The 20,027-nt window shown below is 63.9% G+C and carries 15 protein-coding genes; 3 read left to right on the top strand and 12 right to left on the bottom strand.

Translation table 11 applies throughout. The features are described from left to right. Positions 1–366 precede the first annotated feature (366 nt). The 6 genes from ACPEES_RS15605 to ACPEES_RS15580 all read right to left on the bottom strand — a co-directional run bounded on the left by ACPEES_RS15605 (position 367) and on the right by ACPEES_RS15580 (position 6,631). Entirely contained in the window at positions 367–1,497 is a 1,131-nt protein-coding gene (locus tag ACPEES_RS15605) for an ABC transporter ATP-binding protein (RefSeq protein WP_435104467.1), read from the bottom strand. A 10-nt stretch (positions 1,498–1,507) separates the two neighbouring features. Then, on the bottom strand, positions 1,508–2,428 hold the full coding sequence (locus ACPEES_RS15600; RefSeq protein ID WP_435104466.1) for a carbohydrate ABC transporter permease: 921 nt from the start codon (positions 2,426–2,428) through the stop codon (positions 1,508–1,510). A gap of 3 nt (positions 2,429–2,431) precedes the next feature. Then, positions 2,432–3,313 carry a carbohydrate ABC transporter permease gene (locus ACPEES_RS15595; protein WP_435104465.1) on the bottom strand — a complete coding sequence of 294 codons (882 nt, stop codon included), beginning with the start codon at positions 3,311–3,313 and terminating at the stop codon, positions 2,432–2,434. A 124-nt stretch (positions 3,314–3,437) separates the two neighbouring features. Further along, positions 3,438–4,724 carry an ABC transporter substrate-binding protein gene (locus ACPEES_RS15590; protein ID WP_435104464.1) on the bottom strand — a complete coding sequence of 429 codons (1,287 nt, stop codon included), beginning with the start codon at positions 4,722–4,724 and terminating at the stop codon, positions 3,438–3,440. Positions 4,725–4,759: 35 nt separating this feature from the next. Continuing rightward, positions 4,760–5,614, bottom strand: coding sequence for a PfkB family carbohydrate kinase (locus tag ACPEES_RS15585; protein ID WP_435104463.1), 855 nt, complete (start codon positions 5,612–5,614; stop codon positions 4,760–4,762). A gap of 3 nt (positions 5,615–5,617) precedes the next feature. Further along, positions 5,618–6,631: an SIS domain-containing protein gene (locus ACPEES_RS15580; protein WP_435104462.1), complete on the bottom strand. Its 1,014-nt coding sequence runs from the start codon at positions 6,629–6,631 to the stop codon at positions 5,618–5,620. 594 nt (positions 6,632–7,225) lie between these two features. On the opposite strand from ACPEES_RS15580, the gene ACPEES_RS15575 reads away from it, so the two are divergent. After that, positions 7,226–7,966: a GntR family transcriptional regulator gene (locus tag ACPEES_RS15575; protein ID WP_435104461.1), complete on the top strand. Its 741-nt coding sequence runs from the start codon at positions 7,226–7,228 to the stop codon at positions 7,964–7,966. 299 nt (positions 7,967–8,265) lie between these two features. Here ACPEES_RS15575 and guaB read toward each other — a convergent pair whose 3' ends face one another. Further along, positions 8,266–9,735, bottom strand: coding sequence for an IMP dehydrogenase (gene guaB, locus ACPEES_RS15570; protein WP_435104460.1), 1,470 nt, complete (start codon positions 9,733–9,735; stop codon positions 8,266–8,268). Between the two features lie 893 nt (positions 9,736–10,628). Between guaB and pulA the strand changes: the two genes are divergently transcribed. Next, the gene (gene pulA, locus ACPEES_RS15565; RefSeq protein WP_435104459.1) at positions 10,629–13,745 is read left to right on the top strand and encodes a pullulanase-type alpha-1,6-glucosidase; all 3,117 of its coding nucleotides are present in this window, start codon (positions 10,629–10,631) and stop codon (positions 13,743–13,745) included. Positions 13,746–13,837: 92 nt separating this feature from the next. On the opposite strand, the gene ACPEES_RS15560 is transcribed toward pulA, so the two are convergent. The 5 genes from ACPEES_RS15560 to ACPEES_RS15540 form a co-directional block, all read right to left on the bottom strand. Then, a complete protein-coding gene (locus ACPEES_RS15560) occupies positions 13,838–15,343 on the bottom strand; it encodes an aldehyde dehydrogenase (NADP(+)) (RefSeq protein ID WP_435104458.1) in 1,506 nt (501 codons plus the stop codon). A 3-nt stretch (positions 15,344–15,346) separates the two neighbouring features. Further along, positions 15,347–16,144 (bottom strand): NAD-dependent epimerase/dehydratase family protein, encoded by a 798-nt coding sequence (locus ACPEES_RS15555; protein WP_435104457.1) that lies wholly within the window; start codon positions 16,142–16,144, stop codon positions 15,347–15,349. Between the two features lie 13 nt (positions 16,145–16,157). Beyond that, a complete protein-coding gene (locus ACPEES_RS15550; RefSeq protein WP_435104456.1) occupies positions 16,158–17,435 on the bottom strand; it encodes a TRAP transporter large permease in 1,278 nt (425 codons plus the stop codon). 1 nt (position 17,436) lies between these two features. Further along, positions 17,437–17,973, bottom strand: a complete 537-nt coding sequence (locus ACPEES_RS15545) for a TRAP transporter small permease (RefSeq protein ID WP_435104455.1) — start codon at positions 17,971–17,973, stop codon at positions 17,437–17,439. Positions 17,974–18,041: 68 nt separating this feature from the next. Continuing rightward, positions 18,042–19,028 carry a TRAP transporter substrate-binding protein gene (locus ACPEES_RS15540; RefSeq protein WP_435104454.1) on the bottom strand — a complete coding sequence of 329 codons (987 nt, stop codon included), beginning with the start codon at positions 19,026–19,028 and terminating at the stop codon, positions 18,042–18,044. A gap of 186 nt (positions 19,029–19,214) precedes the next feature. Between ACPEES_RS15540 and ACPEES_RS15535 the strand changes: the two genes are divergently transcribed. Then, positions 19,215–19,961, top strand: coding sequence for a FadR/GntR family transcriptional regulator (locus ACPEES_RS15535; RefSeq protein WP_435104453.1), 747 nt, complete (start codon positions 19,215–19,217; stop codon positions 19,959–19,961). Positions 19,962–20,027: the final 66 nt, after the last annotated feature.

Below are 20,027 nucleotides of genomic sequence, written 5' to 3'. Positions count from 1 at the left end.
TTGATGTCACCATCTGCGACTGGGCTCGCGAACCCGCACTGCAGGGCGTGGCATAGCAGGTTGTTCAGAACGGACTAGCTAGTTTACCCAGCCAGCGGAGAGAGTCGGTTGCCAAGAGCAACCGACCTTCTATGGGCTGTCCCTTGTCAAGCCGGGTAGATCGGCTGCACTTGGCAGCCGACACCTCTGCTGTTCAGCGATGGTCATGCACAGCGCGCTTGAGCGACAACGGAGTGTCTACGGAACCGCGGGAGCGTTTGTGCGCCTCGCCGGCGGCGTTGCACTCGCCTGACCGCAGGTCCCCCTACGCCTGCGCTCGCGCGCCTTGCCCCACCGGACCACACATCGGCTGACCCATGACGAGATCTAGTAAAGGCGGACTTCATGACTCGAAAGCGGGTCGCACGCCAGCTCGACATCCCGACGTTTGCCGTCGCAACCGAAGATGTGCAGGCCCTCCGGCGCCAGCAACACTCGCATCCGCTCCTCAATGCCGACACGGGCCATGCCCTTGATCTCGACAGTGAGCTCGGTACCGTCACGCAAATCGAGATAGGCGAAGCTGTTGGCACCTAATCTTTCGACCACGCGCACCCCGCCCTCGACGTGCGCCTCCGCGCCTGAATCCTCGATCACGACCAGGTCCTCCGGCCTCACTCCGACGGTTATCGGTTCGCCTTCTTCGACCCCGTAGACCCTGTGTCGCAGAGTCGTGCCCGCACACTCGATAATGGCCGTTCCGTCCGGGGCCATACGGCGAACGGTTCCGGGCAGCAGGTTCATGGTCGGACTGCCGATGAATCCGGCCACGAAATTGCTGGCTGGTTTCTCATAGAGCTCGACTGGCGTTCCGATCTGCTCGACCTGCCCTTCGTTCATCACGACAATCCGGTCAGCAAGCGTCATGGCTTCGACTTGGTCGTGCGTCACGTAGATGATGGTGGCATCGAGCGTCGCCCGCAGGCGGGCCAGCTCCAGCCGCATCTGCAGGCGAAGCGCGGCGTCGAGATTCGACAGCGGCTCGTCGAAGAGAAAGACCCTGGGGTTGCGCACGATAGCCCGCCCGATCGCCACGCGCTGGCGCTGTCCGCCGGAAAGCTGCCTGGGCTTGCGGTCCAACAGCGACTCCAGCTGCAGAATTCTGGCCGCCTCGCTGACCTTCTGCCGGATCGTCTCCTTGTCGACCTTCGCGATTCGCAGACCCACCGACATATTCTGAGCAACCGTCATATGCGGGTAGAGCGCATACGACTGGAACACCATGGCCAGGCCACGCCGTGCAGCGGGCACCTCGTTCATGCGCTTGTTGTCGATCCAGAGATCGCCGCCGGTAATGGTCTCGAGTCCCGCGATCATGCGCAGAAGGGTGGATTTTCCGCAGCCTGACGGACCGACGAGAACGACGAATTCCTTGTCGTCGACGTTCAGGCTCATGTCCTTGATCGCGTCAAAAGATCCGAAGGACTTCCTGATGTTGTCGATGAATAGCTCGCTCATGCGACCCTCCTCACTTGACTGCGCCCTGCGTCAGGCCGCCGATGAACTGCCGCTGTAGCACGAGGAACGTGATCATCATGGGAAGGATCGCGATCACCAGCCCGGCCATCATCACCGCCCAATCGCCGCGCAGGGCGTTCGCGAAACTCATCATGCCAATCGTGATGGTCTTGACGTCGCTGCTTTCCACGAAGGTCAACGCGAAGATGAACTCGTTCCACACCCGCATAGCGGAGATCAGCGCCGCCGAGGCCAGAATGGGGCGGGATAGCGGCAAATAGATATTCAAGTACGTCCACAGCGCCCCGGCACCGTCCATCTGTGCCGCTTCGCTGAGGTCGTACGGAATCGTCACCATGTACGCCCTGATCAAAAAGGTCGTGAAAGGCAACCCGAAGGCGACATAGGGAATAATGAGCGCCCAGTAAGTATCGTAGATGCCCATCGCGTTGAGCAGTTGAAACAGCGGCAACAGGCTCACCTCCGGCGGCAGAATCGCGCCACCGAGAATGACCGTGTAGAGAAAGGTCTTGCCGCGAAAATCCAGAGCCACTAACGCGAAGGCCGCGGCCGAGGCGAGCGCGACGATCGCAACCGTAGAGATCGTGGTCACAATGATGCTCGATACCAGGTACTGCGAAACCCCGTGTTTCCAGGCCGAAAGATAGTTTCCCCAGCGCCAGGTCTCCGGCAGCGCCCAAGTGTTGCCGAACATCTCCGCCGAAGACTTGAGCGAGGAAAGAAACAGCCAGGCAATCGGGGAAACGGACACGATGGTGAAACCGATAAACAGTACGATCATGCCGTAGCGTGCCGTACGTTCGCTCGCGGTTTCCGTTCCCCCGAACAGAGTCCACAGACTTGCTGGGAAACGTAGGCTACGAACCGTATGCTCGCCCACCGTGTCGGTGGCTTTGGCTTCGCGAAGCATGACTCAACGCTCCCGCTGCAGCTTGATCTGAAAAAAGCCGACCGCGATCGAAATAACGAAGATCACCGTCGCCGTCGCGGAGGCGTAGCCCGAGACATCGTTGCGGAAGGCGGCGCGATACATGTGCGTTCCCAGAACCTCGGTCGCATTGTTGGGCCCACCCGCCGTCATCACCCAGACGATATCGAACACCTTGAAGGCCCCGAATATGGTCACGATGGTGAGGATGAGAGTGGATTCGCGAACGCCGGGAACGGTTACATAGAAGAATTGCTGGATGCGGTTGGCGCCTTCGAGACGCAGCGCTTCGTAGAGGTCTTCGGGAATTGCCTGGATGGCGACCATGAACAGCACCATCATGTAGCCGGTATACTGCCATTGCGAGACCATGATGACCGAGATCATGGCCGTGCGTTCCTCGCCCAGCCAGACACGCGAATACGCCTCCAGCCCAGTGGCCGACAGTAGTTGGTCGATCAGGCCAATCGAGGGCTGGTAAATGAGCGTCCACAACAGGCCCACCACGGTGATGGGCAAAATGGAGGGCAGGAAAATGGATGTCCGGAACAGCGTCTGCAGGCGCTTGTTGAAGATGCCGGAAAGCAGCGCGGCTGCCAGAACCAGCGCGAATGCGACCTGGAAGAGCACGGATATTACTGCGTAGAGCGTATTATTGATCAAAGCCCGCCAGAAGACCGGATTGGAGAAGAGCGCTTCGTAGTTCTCCAGGCCGACGAAATGACCCTCCGGGCGCATCGAGCTCCACGAATACAGGCTGTAGACCATGTTCTCGATGGCCGGCCCGTAGACGAAGGCGGCCAAGAGAACGAGCGCGGGAAGCACGAACAGGTAGGGAAGAACGCGTTGTCCCATCCGTTCCGGCATTACATTTCCCTCCCCCTGATGGTTTGAGCTGCTCAGCTCACCATGAACCGCAATCGGCTCCGGCGTTCGGTTCGCGCAGCTCCGGGCGGAAAACCCGCATCGCCCCGCCCGGAACCGTCTCGGCTCACTGGCGCTCGGCTTGTACGGAGCGCGCTGTCTCCTGCACTTGTGCCATGACAGCCTCCGGCGTCTCGGTATCGTTGAGCAGTGCCTGCGAACCGTCGAGCAGCACCTCGGCGGTGCGCGCGTCCATGGCGGTGTCAAGCCACAGCGCGAGCCCGCCGGCCTTTTCGACGGCCTTGAGGCCGAGGTAGATCTGTTCACTCGCATTGGACGGATCGACAGCGCCCTCGACCGCGCTCGTCATGCCGGTCATTTCAACGAATTTGGCAGCCTGCTCGGGCGAGGTCAGGAATTCGAGGAAACGGATCGCCTCTTCGGGATGCTCTGTATCAGCCGCGATCATGAAACCGCTGGGCGCCCCGGTCAGAAGATCACTATCCCCCGCCCCGTCAGGCACGTCCGGCATTTCGAATAGGCCCCAGCCGTCCTGTGCCAGGGCCGTGTCCTGGGTTATCTGGGCGAACTCGACCAGCTGCAGATACATCATCGCGGTGCGACCGGCGAGGAAGCTGCCGCGCGCGATTTCGTGGGTAACCGCGTTCGAGCCGCGGTTGAAATAGCCCTCATCGTTGAGCGTCTCGAATTTGGCCAGCGCATCGACATAGCCGGGATGGGAGTAGAGTTCGTCGGATGGGCGCTCGAGATTGTAGTCCCCGAGACGGATATCGTTCGGCACCAGCTTGGCGAACAGATCCCCGATATAGTGCGAGGCGGCCCAGGGATACTGGTTGCCGAAGGCGATCGGCGTCACCCCAGCCTCTTTGAGTTTCCCGTTCAGCGCCAGGAATTCCCCGAATGTCTCCGGCTTCTCCAGTCCGTTGTCCTCGAATATGGCCTTGTTGTAGAGCATGAACTTGCCGTCAACGGTCATCGGCACGCCATACTGCTTCCCCTCGAAGGTGAAGGGCTCGAGCAAAGCCTTCGAGAAATGCTCGCCCCATTTCGTGCCGTGCACGGCATCGGTGATGTCCAGTGCCCGGCCATTGCGGGCGAATTTTTGGGCGAACTCTCCCGACCAGGAGAAGTAGACGTCAGGAACCTGGTCCGAGCCCATCAGCACGCGGATTTTGTCCTTGTAGGGCTCGTCGGCGACCGCATCCATGCTGACGTCAATATCCGGGTTCCGAGCTTCGAACGTCTTCACCGCCTGGCGGAAATACGGCATGTATCCGGGTTCGGGCCACCTGTGCAGAAATTCAATGGTCGTCTGGGCCTGCGCGCCGGTAGCCGCACAAAGGGCGATGCCGACAGCGGTGACGAGGCCGGTCGTGGGATGCAGCATTCTCATCTCTCTCCTCCTCTTGTCGCTTTGATCGTGTTATATCAGCGCCCGCTGTGTGGTCGCGGCTTTTCGAGGCCGGGCTGCCCCGGCCAGATCGAACGCCCGTGGCCGAACGCCCCTCGTATGCGGCAGATCCGGGCAGCATAGGCGGCGCCAGCGGCCATCTGTTCGGCCAGCGAGCCGCCCGTCAGGCGTGTCATGCAAAAGCCCGCGATGAAACCGTCACCGGCGCCCAGAGTGTCAACGACTTCCGTGGGCACGACCTGCTGGGTCAGGGCCTTGTCGTTCTCCAGCGCCACCGCACCCTCGGCCCCGCGTGTTATGACGACCACGCGTGGCCCGTAGGCAGCCACGGTTCGCGCCAGCTCGGTGCAGCTGGAGAGCGTGCGCCCGGGCGCTGACAGGAATGCGATATCGAGGTGTGGCGCCGTGCGGGCAATATAGGCATCGTCATATTCCGAGGAATAGTCGAAGGACATCAGCGGCCCCGCGGCCCGTATATACGCCAGCTCGTTGTCGAGCCCCGAATAGATGCTGGAGTGGGCGAGGTCGAATCCACCCATCCAGGCGAAATCGTCCTCGGACAGCTGATAGCTGTCACGCAGGGCGGCATTGTTGCCGTCGAAGATCCGGTCAGTTCCCTCGTGTCGGATGCGCGACCAGGCGTTGGGGTGACGGGAGCGACGCAGCCGGCTGATGTCGACACCTTCGTCCTCGAGCGCACTCCGAATCAGCCCACCCAAGCGGTCCGAACCGACACAGCCCAAATACGCTGTGTCGGCGCCGATTCGCTTCATCATGACGGCGATGTTCACGGCATTACCGCCGGGGAATTGAACGCCCTGATCGACATAGATGTCGACGGTGTTGTCGCCGATGCCGAGCACACGCACCATGGCTCAGTATTCCGTCTTCCACATGTACCGGCGGGTCGAAAGCGGATGGTTGTGCCAAACCGCCAGCCGCGCAGCGACACGGTGAAGCGCCGCTTCGATGATATAGGGTGCCACGATTGGCCGAATTTCGTCGTCGATGCCCGGCATTGCGAAATCCCTGGAATCGTAGATGAAGGTCCGCTCCGTATATTTCTTGCAAAAGCGTTCGACCCGTTCCATCAACGGCCGACTCGGATCTTCGCCGAGCATGAGCACCACGGGCGTAGTGTGATCCACTATCTCGAAGGGCCCGTGAAAGAATTCGGCCGCCTCCAGCGGAACGGAATGCATCCACTGCATTTCCATGAGCACGCAAATGCCGAACACATACGCGGTGTTGAACATCGGCCCCGAAGCGACGTGGTAGAGTATGCGATCGTCCTTGAGCAGACGTGCATCCTCGGCCGCTCGCCTTTCCGCGGCCAACTGCGTCTCCGCCATGGCATTGGGCATGGCGGCCAGGGACCTCATGAGCTTGTCCTGAAGCTTCCAGCCGTCCTTCTCGGCCATCAAACCGCCGATCAGTGCTTGCATGATCAGGAACATGGCCGTGTGAGCCTCATCGGTCTCACCCATGAGCAACGGGTCCCTAACGGCCTTGGCGAGCGGCAAGTCGGCGGTCTGCGTGACGGCGATTGTGTGGCACGCGCGATCGCTGAGGAATTCGGCCGCTTTCACCGTTTCGGGCGTGGTCCCGGATTTAGAGCCCAGCAGCACGAGGGTTCGTTCGTCGAAGCGTGCCGGGTCCTGAGTCATGAACTCAGCGGGGAAATAGCGGCGCACCTCGAGCGAGGGGCTGTAGTGCTGTATCCAGTATTCCAGCCCCAGCATGATCCGGTTGGGAGCCCCGCAACTGACCAGATAGATCTTGTCCACCTTGGACGCCAACGCGTAACCGAGCTCGGCGGCGCGTTCCATCGTCTCCACCGCTGTATCGAACGCCGTCACGATCGCCGCCTTGTTCACATCTGCAACCATGCTGCCTCCTCCTCTTCTAGGTACGTATATCAAGACGCTAGTTGGTATATATACCAACGTCAAGCACGGACTGCTATCCAACACCTAATGAGCGGGAAGCGAGCTGCCAAGGCGAGACAAGACTGGACGACGATGACGGCGACCGCTCCGCCGCCGTCGCCGCGCGAGAGCACCGATGCCCGCCGGTCTCGACCGGATCACCGGCTCCTCGCGCGCCCCGCCCATCCGGCTGGCGCACCCGTCACGCCAACGCCTTCACCGCGGGCGTGACCTACCGCCACAAAGACGTGAACACACCCCACAGCAGGCTTGGCCCCTGTCCGATACCGAATACCGCCCCAAGCGGGGCGTCACCTTCGAGAGGATCGATGCAATCGTCGTCACCATCAGCGACAATTACGCGGCTCGGCAGCGCAACGACACCACCGGGGTATACCGAGTGTCCGATGTGACAGCGCCGATGGAACCGATGCGACCACAGCCGCGATGGATGACGTCACTGGTATATGTTCAATCAAGGAGACTGACCGAGGAACTCCCGCTGATTGCAGCGAGCTTTGACGTATACCAGATCGGAGTGATGAAGGAGTCTGGATGAACGACCAAGAGCCGGGCGCAACCGAGTCGTCAAAACTCTACGAGCGCGTCCAGCAGTATGTTCTCGACCTGATACACGGAGCCGCCTACTCGGCCGGGGACAAGATCCCCTCCGAGCGCGAGCTCGCCGAGCTCACCGGTATCAGTCGCATGACGGTACGCAAGGCCGTCAGCCAGCTTATCGCGCGTGGCGTTCTCGAACGCCGAGGCACGAGCGGAACCTTTGTCCCCGAGCCGATTATTCGCCGCCCCATCTCGAGCAACATGTTCAGCCACAGTCTCTCGGAAATCGTGCGACAGTGCGGCGGCGAGCCTGGCAGCCGGGTGCTGGCCTTCGAGCAGAGTACGGCCGACGAAAGGGTTTCCTCTCGAATCAAGGTTCGGCCGGGAGCGCCGCTGATCGTCATGCGCAGATTGCGCTTCGTCGACGACCTCCCATTTTGTATCGAGACGACGCACATCCCAGCAGAACGCGTGCCCGACTTGATCGCAGACGATTTGTTCGGACAAAAGTCGCTCCACGCGCTTTTGCGGGAAAGATACGGCATTCGCGTGCGAGGTGGCCAAGGAACAATCAGCGCGCACACGGCAAGCCCCAGCGAAGCCAAACTGCTCGGCCTGGGCCGCGATTCTTCCGTCCTTTTACTCCAGGCGACGTCCTACGATGTGGAGGGCCGCCCGATAGAATATCTCAACTCGCTGAATCATCCTCAGCGTGTGGTGTTCGAAACCACGTAACATCGCGGGTGGCGAAGAAAACCGTGAAAAGCACGGTGAAGGAAGCGCCACGGGGAGCGGCGCCATTGTCAGGCGGAGCGGGCCAATACGGTGCAGGTACTATGGTGCCCCGGCTCGGGAGGCAGCCGGAGACCGCTGCCTGCAGCGGAACCTTCGTTGACCGTTGGCGCCTTGGCGTTTGACGCCCAAACACCGAGAGCCTCGAGAAGGCTCGAAGCGCACGAAGGCCACACACGGCACGGTTTCCGCAGGCCATTGGTACCCGTTGTGAGACCTTCGTGTCTTTCTTCTACCGGCCGCTAGTCGACCCGGTAGTTCGGCGCTTCCTTGACGATGTTCACGTCGTGCACGTGGCTCTCGCGCACGCCGGCGCCGGTGATGCGGGCGAACTCGGGCTTGGTGCGGAATTCCTCGATGGAGGCACAGCCGCAATAACCCATGCTCGCGCGCACGCCGCCCATGAGCTGGTGGACGATGGCCGAAAGGCCGCCCTTGTACGGTACGCGGCCTTCGATGCCCTCCGGCACCAGCTTCTCGACGCTGTCGGCATCCTCCTGGAAGTACCGGTCGGAAGAGCCGTGGCTACCGGACATGGCACCGATGGACCCCATGCCGCGGTAGGACTTGTAGGAGCGGCCCTGGTAGAGCTCCACCTCGCCCGGCGCCTCTTCGGTCCCCGCGAACATGCTGCCCATCATCACGCAGTGGGCGCCGGCGACGATGGCCTTGGAGAGATCGCCGGAGAAGCGGATACCGCCGTCGGCGATGACCGGCAACCCCGAGCCCTCGAGCTCGCCGGCGACGTTCGCGATGGCGGTGATCTGGGGGACGCCCACGCCGGCGATGATGCGGGTGGTGCAGATGGAGCCCGGCCCGATCCCCACTTTGACCGCGTCCACCCCCGCCTCGTAGAGCGATCGCGCGGCGTCGGCCGTGGCGATGTTGCCGGCGATCACCTGCATGTCCGGATAGGTGCGCTTGATCCACTTCACCCGCTCGATCACACCGCGGCTGTGGCCGTGGGCGGTGTCCACGACTACCACGTCCGCGCCCGCTTCGACCATGGCCTCGACCCGCTCCTCGGTGCCGGCACCGGTGCTCACCGCCGCACCGACCCGCAGGCGGCCGAATTCGTCCTTGCACGCCAGCGGGTAGTCACGGGACTTCTGGATGTCCTTGACGGTGATCATGCCGCGCAGCTGGAAGTCGTCGTTGACCACCAGCAGCTTCTCGATGCGGTGTTCGTGCAGCAGCGCGAGGATTTCGTCGCGCTCGGCGCCCTCACGCACGGTGACCAGGCGATCGCGCCCCGTCATCGCCTCGGTCACCGGGGCATCGAGTCGGCTCTCGAAGCGCAGGTCCCGGCTGGTCACGATGCCCGCGAGATTGCCGCCATGGTCCACGATCGGCACGCCGGAGATGCCCTGTTGACGGGTGAGCTCGAGCACCTCGGCGATGGTGGTCTCCGGCGGGACGGTGATCGGCTCCTTGATGATGCCGCTCTCGAACTTCTTGACCCGGCGCACCTCACGGGCCTGCTGCTCGACGGTCATGTTCTTGTGAACGATGCCGACGCCGCCCTGCGCGGCGAGCGCGATGGCGAGCCGGCCCTCGGTGACCGTATCCATGGCGGCGGAGACCAGCGGAATGTTGAGATCGATTCCGCGGGTCAGGCTGGTGGAGAGGTCCACATCGCGGGGCAAGACGTCGGAATAGGCGGGCAACAGAAGCACGTCGTCGAAGGTGAGAGCTTCCTGAGCGATTCGCATAGGGCGGGCACCTGAATCGTGGGGGAGAATTTTGAATAACCGGATATTATAGGCCCGGTGTATTACGTGGTAAACCGCTGACCACCCGCGCAACCGCGCTTTCGGCGACACCCGTCAGTCCCCTCGGACACCGCCGCACGCGCCAGGCCGGAATTGGACAGTGCCGGACCGGACGTCCGCTCCGGCGGTGCTACCTGGCGGGAACCCACCGCCCGGCGCTCCGGCCGTACAGCGCGTTCGCAGACGAGGCGCACTTCGCGGCCGCGACGGGCGTGTCACAACGGCCCCTGGAAGGCGTTGGTGCTCTTGTAGTGGGCGACGGCCATGCACGGCGAATGCCGCCTCGCCAGGCCGCCACCGAGGCACGCAGGAGTTCTTCGGTATTCCCCTGGCGCCTGCCCTCGCGGTATACCCGCCTGCGCCACTGTCTCTAATTGACGACGTCAAAGCGTTTGTTTCCGGAGCTACATCGAAGGATCCCCACGACAACAGGAAACCGCTTTCATGCATCAAAACAGGCGGCAGGCGTTATCGTTCAACCAACTGTTCAAGCGGGAAAAACGGACAACGCGAACGTCCAAGACTTGGGGACGCCGGCGCTCCGACCGGCTAGTGCCCGGACCATGGCTCGACTACGGTAACGCCGGCCAATAGGGCGCGACTTCGGCCCGCTGGCCGCGGAGAAGTGCATGACGAAAAACAACGACACCACGTCGGTATGCCGCACCCCAATTGATGCGGCAGCACCGCGCGAATCGGAGGAGCTATTCATGACCCGAGGGACCGTCGCAACGTCACGGCGATACCGGCCGACCCGCCCATCGCGACCGCCAATTCCGAACCCGTTCCGGACGTGGCGTGCACGGCACATCACCGCCGCATTGGCCGTTTGCTTGAGTCTGCCCCTTTTGACGGCCTGCAACGGCAGCGACGGTGACGGCTCCGACACCCCGTCCGGTGCGGTACCCGCCGACCACGTAAGGATTCACTATCACCGCGATGCCGGGGACTACGAGGGCTGGGGGATACACACCTGGGCAGGCACCCGCTACGGGGAGATGCCATGGGAGGACGACTCGCTCGCCCCCGACGGCACCGACGACTTCGGCGCCTATTTCGACCTGCCGCTCGCTGAAAGCGCCAACCGCGTCCATTTTCTGTTCCGGCGCGGTGTCGACGGCGAATGGCGGAAGGATCCGGCGAACGGAGCGGACAAATCCGTGCCGGCGGAGGACGGCGGCGAGTACTGGTTCGTTCAGAACGACAACACCCGCCACGACACCCGCCCCGATCCCGGCGCCGGCGACCACGGATCCCTGACGCAGGCATCCGCCCATTGGCTCAACCGCGACACTGTTGCCTGGAACGTGAGCGGCTCCAGCGAAGGCGACTATACGCTGCACTACTCCGCGTCCGCATCGCTGGCGCACTCCGGCGACCGGATCACGGGCGCCGATGGCCAGTTCGAACTGACGCATGCCGGCGATTCACTGCCCCCGGCACTCGCTGAGCGTTTTCCCCACCTGTCGGACTACGACGTGTTCACGGTCAATGGTGCAGACGCCGCGGCCGTGAAGGCGGCGCTGCGCGGTCAGCTCGGCGTGGTGGCCCGGAATGCCGCAAGCGAGACCACGAAGGTGTCGGGCGTTCAGATACCCGGCGTGCTCGACGACCTCTATGCGCGAGCGGCGACGGACGTCGCCCTAGGCATCACTTACGCTGGTGAATCGCCGGTGTTCCGGGTCTGGGCTCCCACTGCGCAGAGCGTGCGGCTGCTGCGATTCGAGTCTGCGTCCGACCCCGATCCCGATGCAGTGGCCATGACACGGAACCCAGACACCGGCGTCTGGGCATACGCTGGATCGGTCGGCGACGATCGGATGTTCTATCTCTACGAGGTCACGGTGTTCGCACCGGCGGTCCAGGAAATCGTCACCAACCGGGTCACGGACCCCTATTCGGTGGCACTGGGGCTCGACAGCGACCGCAGCTTCGCCGTTGACCTCGGCGATGAGCGCCTCGCGCCGGCCGGCTGGAACCGCCTCGAAAAGCCCGCCCTGGACGCGCCGGAGAACATCGTGCTCTACGAGCTCCACGTGCGCGATTTCAGCGTCTCCGACGAGACGGTGGCACCGCAGAGTCGGGGGAAGTTCTCGGCGTTCGCCGAGACGGGCACGGACGGCATGAAGCATCTTGCCGCACTCGCGGACGCCGGCCTGACCCACGTTCACCTTCTGCCCACTTTCGACATTGCCACGGTCCCCGAGAATGCCGCCGACCGGCAGGCACCGGACAAGACAGCCATGAAGGCCGCGGTGAGCAGCGATTCCGCCTCGGAGCAACCTCAGGCCGAGATCGCCGCCGTCGCTGACGACGACGCCTTCAACTGGGGTTACGACCCCTATCACTACAATGTGCCCGAAGGCAGCTACTCCTCCGACGCAGCGGACCCGACGGCACGCATCGTCGAGTTCCGCCGCATGGTCCAGGGACTCAACGAAGCGGGTCTTCGCGTGGTGATGGACGTGGTCTACAACCACACCCACGCCTCCGGCCAGGGCGATCTGTCCGTGCTGGACCGCGTGGTGCCGGGCTATTACCAGCGCCTGGACCCCGAGACGGGCGAGGTCGAAACCAGCACCTGCTGCCAGAATACGGCCACCGAGCACGCCATGATGCGCAAGCTGATGGTGGATTCGGTGGTGCACTGGGCTACCGCCTACCGGGTCGACGGTTTCCGCTTCGATCTCATGGGCCATCACATGAAGGCGGATTTGGAGGCGGTTCGTCACGCCCTGGATGAGCTGACGCAGGCGAAGGACGGCGTCGACGGCTCGTCGGTGTACGTCTACGGAGAAGGCTGGAACTTCGGCGAGGTGGCGAACGACGCCCGGGGCGTCAATGCCATCCAGCGGAACATGGCCGGCACGGGGATCGGCAGCTTCAACGACCGCCTCAGGGACGCCGTCCGCGGTGGCTCGCCATTCGATGACGCAGCCGGGACCATAGCCAACCAAGGGTTCATCAACGGCCTGCACTATGACCCGAACTCGTCCGCGGACGCCGGAACGAGCGAGCTGCTCAGGCTCGCAGACCATATCCGCATCGGTCTGACCGGCAACCTGAAGGGCTATGTCCTGGAGAACCGCAACGGCGACCGGGTCGCCGGCGGGGAGATGCCCTATGGCGACGACGCCGCGCCCACCGGGTACACGGCGGACCCACAGGAAGTCATCACGTACGTCAGCGCCCATGACAACCTGACCCTGTGGGACGTGAACGCCTTCAAGATGCCCCTGGACGCTACCACCGCCGAGCGGGTGCGCGCACAGAACCTGGGCATCAGCCTGTCCCTGCTGGGTCAGGGCATCCCGTTCTTCCATGCCGGCGTGGATCTGCTGCGCTCCAAATCCATGGATCGCAACAGCTATGACTCCGGCGACTGGTTCAACCGTCTCGACTGGTCCTACGGCGGCAACAATTGGGCGCGGGGGCTGCCGCCGAAGGCCGACAACGGCGACAAATGGTCCATCATCGCGCCGCGCCTGGCAGGCATCGAAGCCCCCGGTGGCGCCGACATCCAGCGCACGCGGGATCACATGCTGGAGATGCTTCAGGTGCGCGACAGCACCCCGCTGCTGCGGCTGCGCACGGCGGCGCAGATCCGCAACCGCGTGCGCTTTCACAATACCGGCCCCGGACAGATTCCCGGTGTCATCGTGATGTCGATTGCCGACGGCGACGGTGGTGTCACCGCGAGACTCGACGAGCAGTGGCAGACCGTCGTGGTCGCGATCAACGCCACCACCGATCCCGTTACCGTGGCGGACGATCGCTTTCGGGGCGCGACACTGGACCTGCACCCCGTGCTCGCGCACGGCACGGACCCGGTGATCCAGGGCGCCGTATTCGACGGAACGGACGGCCGTCTGGACGTGCCAGCACGCACCACCGCGGTGTTCGTTGGCGAATCCGCTCTGGAGGCGAACGCCGCAGCGACGGCCGAGTAACGGCAACGAATCGCCGGCCGGGCCCACTGGCCGGCGATCACCCCGACCCCACCGGGGAACCGATACTCAGGCAAGAATTCCCGGCAAACCGATCACGTCAGATCCGCGGGAAGTATCGCCTCCGGCAGATTCTGATAGCACACCGGACGCAGGAAACGGCGGATCGCGAGCGTGCCCACCGACGTGGCGCCGAAGTTGGTGGAAGCCGGATACGGCCCACCGTGCACCATGGCATCGCAAACCTCGACACCGGTGGGGAAACCGTTGGCGAGCACACGCCCGGCCTTGCGCTCGAGCACCGGCATGAGCCGCCGCGCGGCATCGGCGTCCGCGTCGTCCAGGTGCAGCGTGCAGGTGAGCTGCCCCTGGAGACGATGAGCGGCGGCGACCATCTGATCGACGTCACGCGCTTTGACCACCAGGCCCAGAGGGCCGAAGGCTTCCTCGCTCAGGATCTCGTCGGCCAGCCAGGTCTCGGCATCGGTGACGAACAACGCGGGCCTCGCGGCGCGGTGCCCGCCCGCGGCGCTCATCGCCTCGTCGACCCCCGGGTGCGACTGGAAGCGGCGGACGCTGGCACGGTATGCCTCGGCGGTACCGTCGGTGAGCATGGTCTGGGCGTCCACGGCCGATAGCGCTTCCCGGGCGGCGTCGACGAAGGTCTCGGCCTCCGTGCCTTCGATCACGAAGGCGATGCCGGGATTGGTGCAGAACTGTCCCGCCCCCATGGTGAGCGAGCCGGCCCAGCCGCTGGCGATCTCCGCGGCGCGTGACGCCATCGCCGCAGGCAGCAGGAACATGGGATTGACCGAGCCCAGCTCGCCATAGAACAGAATGGGCTCAGGACGGCGCGCGCACAGATCGAAAAGTGCCCGTCCGCCGGCAAGGCTGCCCGTGAACCCGACGGCCTTGATCAGCGGATGCTGCACAAGCGCCTGCCCCACTTCCCGGCTTCCGCCCTGCACCAGCGAAAACACGCCGGACGGCATGCCAGTGGCGCGCACTGCCGTATCGATGGCCTGGGCGACGAGCTCGCCAGTGCCGGGGTGAGCGGTGTGCCCTTTGACCACCACCGGGCAACCGGCGGCGAGCGCCGAAGCCGTGTCGCCGCCGGCAACGGAGAACGCCAGCGGGAAATTCGACGCACCGAACACCGCCACCGGTCCGATGGGCCGCTGCATCATGCGCAGATCCGGACGGGAAGCAGGTTTTCGGTCGGGCAGTGCAGGATCGTGCCGGCGGTCGAGGTATGCCCCGTCTTCGATGTGATCGGCGAACAGCCGCAACTGCCCGACCGTGCGCGCCCGCTCGCCCACCAGCCGTGCCTCCGGCAGCCCGGTCTCGCGGGTGCCGATCTCCGTGATAGCGTTCCCGCGCTCGTCGATTTCCTCGGCGATGCGCCGGAGGAAGGTCGCACGCTTGCCGCGGCTGGCGTCGCCGAAGCGCCAGAAGGCCTCCTCCGCCGCCTGCGCCGCCTGGTCCACTAGCGCAGGGCTGCCCGCCGCGAACCGGCTGGGGTGGCCGTGAGCAGGGCTGGATTCGAAATGCGTTTCGCCGCCCACCCAGTGGCCGGCAATCAGGTGCTCTCCTTTCAGCATCGTTCATTCGTCCCGTATCGGCTCGTTGACGAAGACACCGCCCTGGTAGACGGCGTCGGCCGCATCCGCGTCGGGCACACCGGCCTCCGCCAGGACCTCGTCACGGAACGGCGCGGAACTGTCCTTGGGGCGCCAGCCGAGATAAGCGGCCTTGCGGTTGTCCCACCAGCACACGTCGTTGTCCGAGACGCCGTAGATGATGGGGCAGCCCAGGCGGGGAACGGTGAACACCGTCTCCGCCAGTGCGGTGAAGTCGTCGAAGCTCATCCAGGTCGCGAGCATGCGGTAATTCCTGGGGCGTTCGAAGCACGAACCGATGCGTACGATGGCGGTCTCGATGCCGTGCTTGTGGTGGTAGAGGTGGGCCATGCCCTCGCCGTAGCTCTTGGAAAGACCGTAGAGGGAGTCCGGACGGATCGGCGCGTCGGCATCGAGGTGCGTGTCCTGTGTGTGCAGCCCGATGACGTGATTGGAGCTCGCGAACAGAATCCGGCCCACCCCGTGCCTGCGCGCCGCCTCGTAGAGGTTGAACACGCCCTGGATGTTGGCGTTGAGGATCTTCGTGAAGCCGTCCTCCACGGAAACGCCACCCAGGTGGACGATGCCGTCGCAATCGGCGACCAGCTCGTCCACGGCCGCCTTGTCGCCGAGGTCGCAGCGCACGAACTCCTGGTGGTCACCGCTCGGCGCCACGTCGACGATGTCCGAGAGGCGCAGCCGCTCGGCGAGCCCGCCCAGGCGGGCACTGGCAACCCGGCCCAATCCGCCGGCTGCACCGGTAATCAGCAGTCGTTGCAGCATGGTAATCCCTCACTCAGTCGATCAGGTTGGTCAGAGTCAGCGAGATGGCCGGCACATAGGTGGTGAGCAGCAACGCCAGGACGATGGCGAGATAGAAGGGCCAGATCGTTCGCACGACGTCCTGGATCTTCGCCTTGCCGACGACGCAGCCCACGAACAGACACGCGCCCACCGGCGGCGTGCACAGCCCCAGCCCCAGGTTCATCATCATGACGATGCCGAACTGGATCGGATCCATGCCGATGCCGGTCACCACCGGCAGGAAGATGGGCGTGCAGATGAGAATGAGCGCGGCCATGTCCATGATCATGCCGAGCACGAGCAGAATGACATTGAGCATGAGCAGGATGACCAGCGGCTCCTCGGAGACGAACGTCAGTCCACTGGCCAGTAGCTCGGGCACTCGATAGAGAGCGAGCAGGTAGGCAAACGCCGAAGCGCACCCCACCAGGACCATCACGAGCGAAGTGGTCTTCACCGCCTGGATCACGGCAGTCTTGAACCCCTGCCAGGTGAGCTCGCGGTAGACCAGCAGCGTAACCACCAGCGCGTAGATGGCGCCGAGCGCACCGGACTCGGTGACCGTCATCACCCCGGAGAGCACGCCCCCGACGATGATGATCGCCGTCATCAGCCCCGGCAGGGAAACCACGAAGCTCCACAGCAGCGCCTGCCAACCCGGAAAGGTCTCGGCGGCATACCCGCGGGAGACGGCGACCAGGTAAGCGCTCGCCCCGAGGCACAGACACATCAGCACGCCCGGCACGATGCCGGCGAGAAACAGCTTGGTAACGGACAGGCCGCCGGCGGCGACCGCAAATAGAATCATGTTGTGGCTCGGGGGAATCACCACACCGGCCACTGACGAGGTAACCGTGACATTGACGGCGTAGTCGGAATCGTAGCCCTTTTCCTTCATCACCGGCATGAGGATGGAGCCGAGCGCCGAGGTATCCGCCACCGCTGAGCCGGATATGCCGCCGAAGAGCATGGACGATGCCACGTTGACCGTGCCGAGCCCGCCACGCATGCGGCCAACGGCCGCGGCGGCAAAGCGCACCAGGCGGTTGGCGATGCCACCCTGGAGCATGAGCTCGCCGGCGAAGATGAAGAACGGAATCGCCAGCAACGAGAAGACCGACACGCCCGAGAGAATGCGCTGAAACGCCACGAAAAGGGGCAATCCCTCGTAGAGGAAGGTGCTGACAGCGGCGATGCCCAGGGCGAATGCCACCGGCACGCCCGCCACCAATGCCCCGAAGAAGATGCCGAGCAGAATGAAAAGCCCCATGTCAGCGCTCCCCCGCGACGTTGATGCCGAGGGCGGTCCGGATCAGGTTCGCCATGACGAACACCATCATGAGCAACCCGCAGATGAGCAGCGGCGCCGCCCGCCAGCTCTCCGAGAGCCCGATCAGGGGAATCGCCCGCTCGGTATTGCCCGCGACCAGCCCCCAACCCTGCCAGGCCATGAAGGCACCGAAGACCAGCAGGACGAGATCGCTGGCGACGCGCAGCACGGCACGTGGAGCCGCGGGCAACGCCTCGCGAATGAAATCGATGCCCAGGTGGGAGTTCTCGCGCACGCCGATCGCCGCACCGAGGAACGTAATGTAGACGATGATCACCAATGAGGCCTGCTCCACCCACGTGGGCGTGTCATTGAGCACGTAGCGGCCGAAGACCAGCCAGCCCGAGATGCCGATCAGCGCTACCATCAGCACGCCGGCGATCAGCCGGCAAAGCCAGACGACGCCGTCGAGGACTTTATCGAGCGCTGCGGTCGCCGACCGGCGGCGCGTCAATGGGGGAATATCGTTGTTCGTCACGGCTAGGACCTGTTTCCGGATCCGAGCGCACCGCCCGGGCGATCATCCGCCCGGGCGGCGCTGCGTGGTCACTTGGTCCCGCGAATCGCCGAGACGAGCGACTCGAGCTCAGGATGCGCGTCGATGAAGTCGTCGTAGACTGGCGTCATCGCCTCCTGGAAGGCGGACTTGTCCTTCACCTTGTTGACCTCGACGCCGGCCTCTTCGACCCGCTCGCGGCTGGCCGCCGAGCTGTCCGCCCACAGCTCCCGCTGGGTCTCGGCAGCCCGGATCGCCGCCTCGCGGACGATCTCCCGGTCCTGCTCGGACAGTGCCTGCCAGCTGGCTTTGGCGATGCACAGGCACTCCGGGATGATCAAATGCTGCGTCACGGAGTAGTACGGCACCACTTCGTAGTGGTTGCTCGTGTCAAAGGAGGGATAGTTGTTCTCGGCCCCGTCGATCACACCCGTCTTCAGTGACTGGTAAACCTCGCCGTAAGCCATGGGCGTGGCGTTGCCCCCCAGGGCGTCGACCATGTCCACATACAGATCATTGTTCATGACCCGTACCTTCAGCCCCTTCATGTCCGCCGGGGTACGGATGGGCCGTTCGGTGTTGTAGAAGCTGCGTGCGCCGGAATCGAACCACGACAGGGCGACCAGCCCTTTCTCCTCGAGTGCGTCGGCGAAAAGCTGCCCGATTTCGCCGTCCATTACCGTGTGCATGTGTTCGAGATCGTCGAAGAGAAACGGCAGCGACAGCACGTTGGTTGCCGGCACGATCGGCCCCATCGGCCCCATGTTGAAGTTCGCGAAATCCAGGGCGCCGTTGCGGGTCTGCTCGATGGCGTCGGGCTGCGCGCCCAGTACCGCGTTGTGATAGACAGTCGCCTCCACGCGGCCGTCGGTCTTCTCGGTAACCTCCTGCGCGAACTGCTCCAGGGCATCCGAGTTCGGGTAGCCTTCCGGGTGGATATTCCAGCCCCGCCACTCGGCGGCGGCAGCCGCCCCGGTACCAACGGTGAACACGACGCTGGAGAGCAGCGCGGCGCGCATTACGGATGTCAGTGTCATGGTTCTCCTCCTGCCGACGGATGCACTCGTCATACTTGTCATATGTAATCGAATTAGTCATATTACATGTTGAAAGACAGGCGTCAACACCCGGCCGATACACCGGGGCGGGACTGATAGACTGATGATCGTTTCAACGTTTCTGCACGGCCGCGCTCGGCCGTCAATCGAGAGCCACCACTGGAAATGGACAATAGCAGGGATAATCAGCACGACGAGGCACCGGCGGTGCGTAGCGGCCGCACCAACCTGGTCAGCAAGGTCAGCAGCGATCTGCGCCGCATGATCCTCTCCGGCGATCTCGCGGTGGGCGACAAGCTGCCCAGCGAGGCCGCTCTCACACGGGAATACGCGGTCAGCCGCACGGTCGTGCGAGAGGCCATCGCCTCCCTGCGCGCGGACGGACTGGTGGAGGCCCGCCAGGGCGCGGGCGTATTCGTGCTCTCGAGCCAGCCTGGCGCCTCGCAACCGTTGCCCTGGGCGGAGAACTCTCGTCTGTCGGCGATCATCGAAACCCTGGAGCTGCGCGCCGCGGTGGAGATCGAAGCCGCGGGCCTCGCCGCCGAACGCCGCTCGCCGGCCCAGGAGGAGGCGATCTTCGAGCGTCTGGACGACATGCGCGAGCTCATCAACGACGGCCGCTCCACCACCGAAGCCGACCTGGCGTTCCACCTCTTCATCGCGGACGCCACCAACAATCCGCGATTCCGCGAATTCCTGGAGCTGCTCGGGCGCGGCATGATTCCCCGTGCACGCCTGCAGTCGGGCGCCGGAAACGCCGCGCCCGCGGACTATATCGAGCAGATCCACGACGAGCACCGGCGCATCGCCGAGGCCATCTCGGCGCGGGATAGCGAGGGCGCCCGCGAGGCCATGCGGGTTCATCTCAAGGGAAGTCAGCAGCGCTACCGGCGCCTGCTCAAGCGGGAATAACTTGTATTACATTTTTTGACACATGTAATACCACTTGTATACTCGGGCACCACCATCGACCATTCT

Origin of the sequence: Arhodomonas sp. AD133 (assembly GCF_051195215.1) — a bacterium.
In the GTDB taxonomy this organism is placed as follows: Bacteria; Pseudomonadota; Gammaproteobacteria; order Nitrococcales; family Nitrococcaceae; genus Arhodomonas.
The sequence above is the reverse complement of the archived record's forward strand: the minus strand, read 5'-3'. Positions and strand labels throughout refer to the sequence as shown.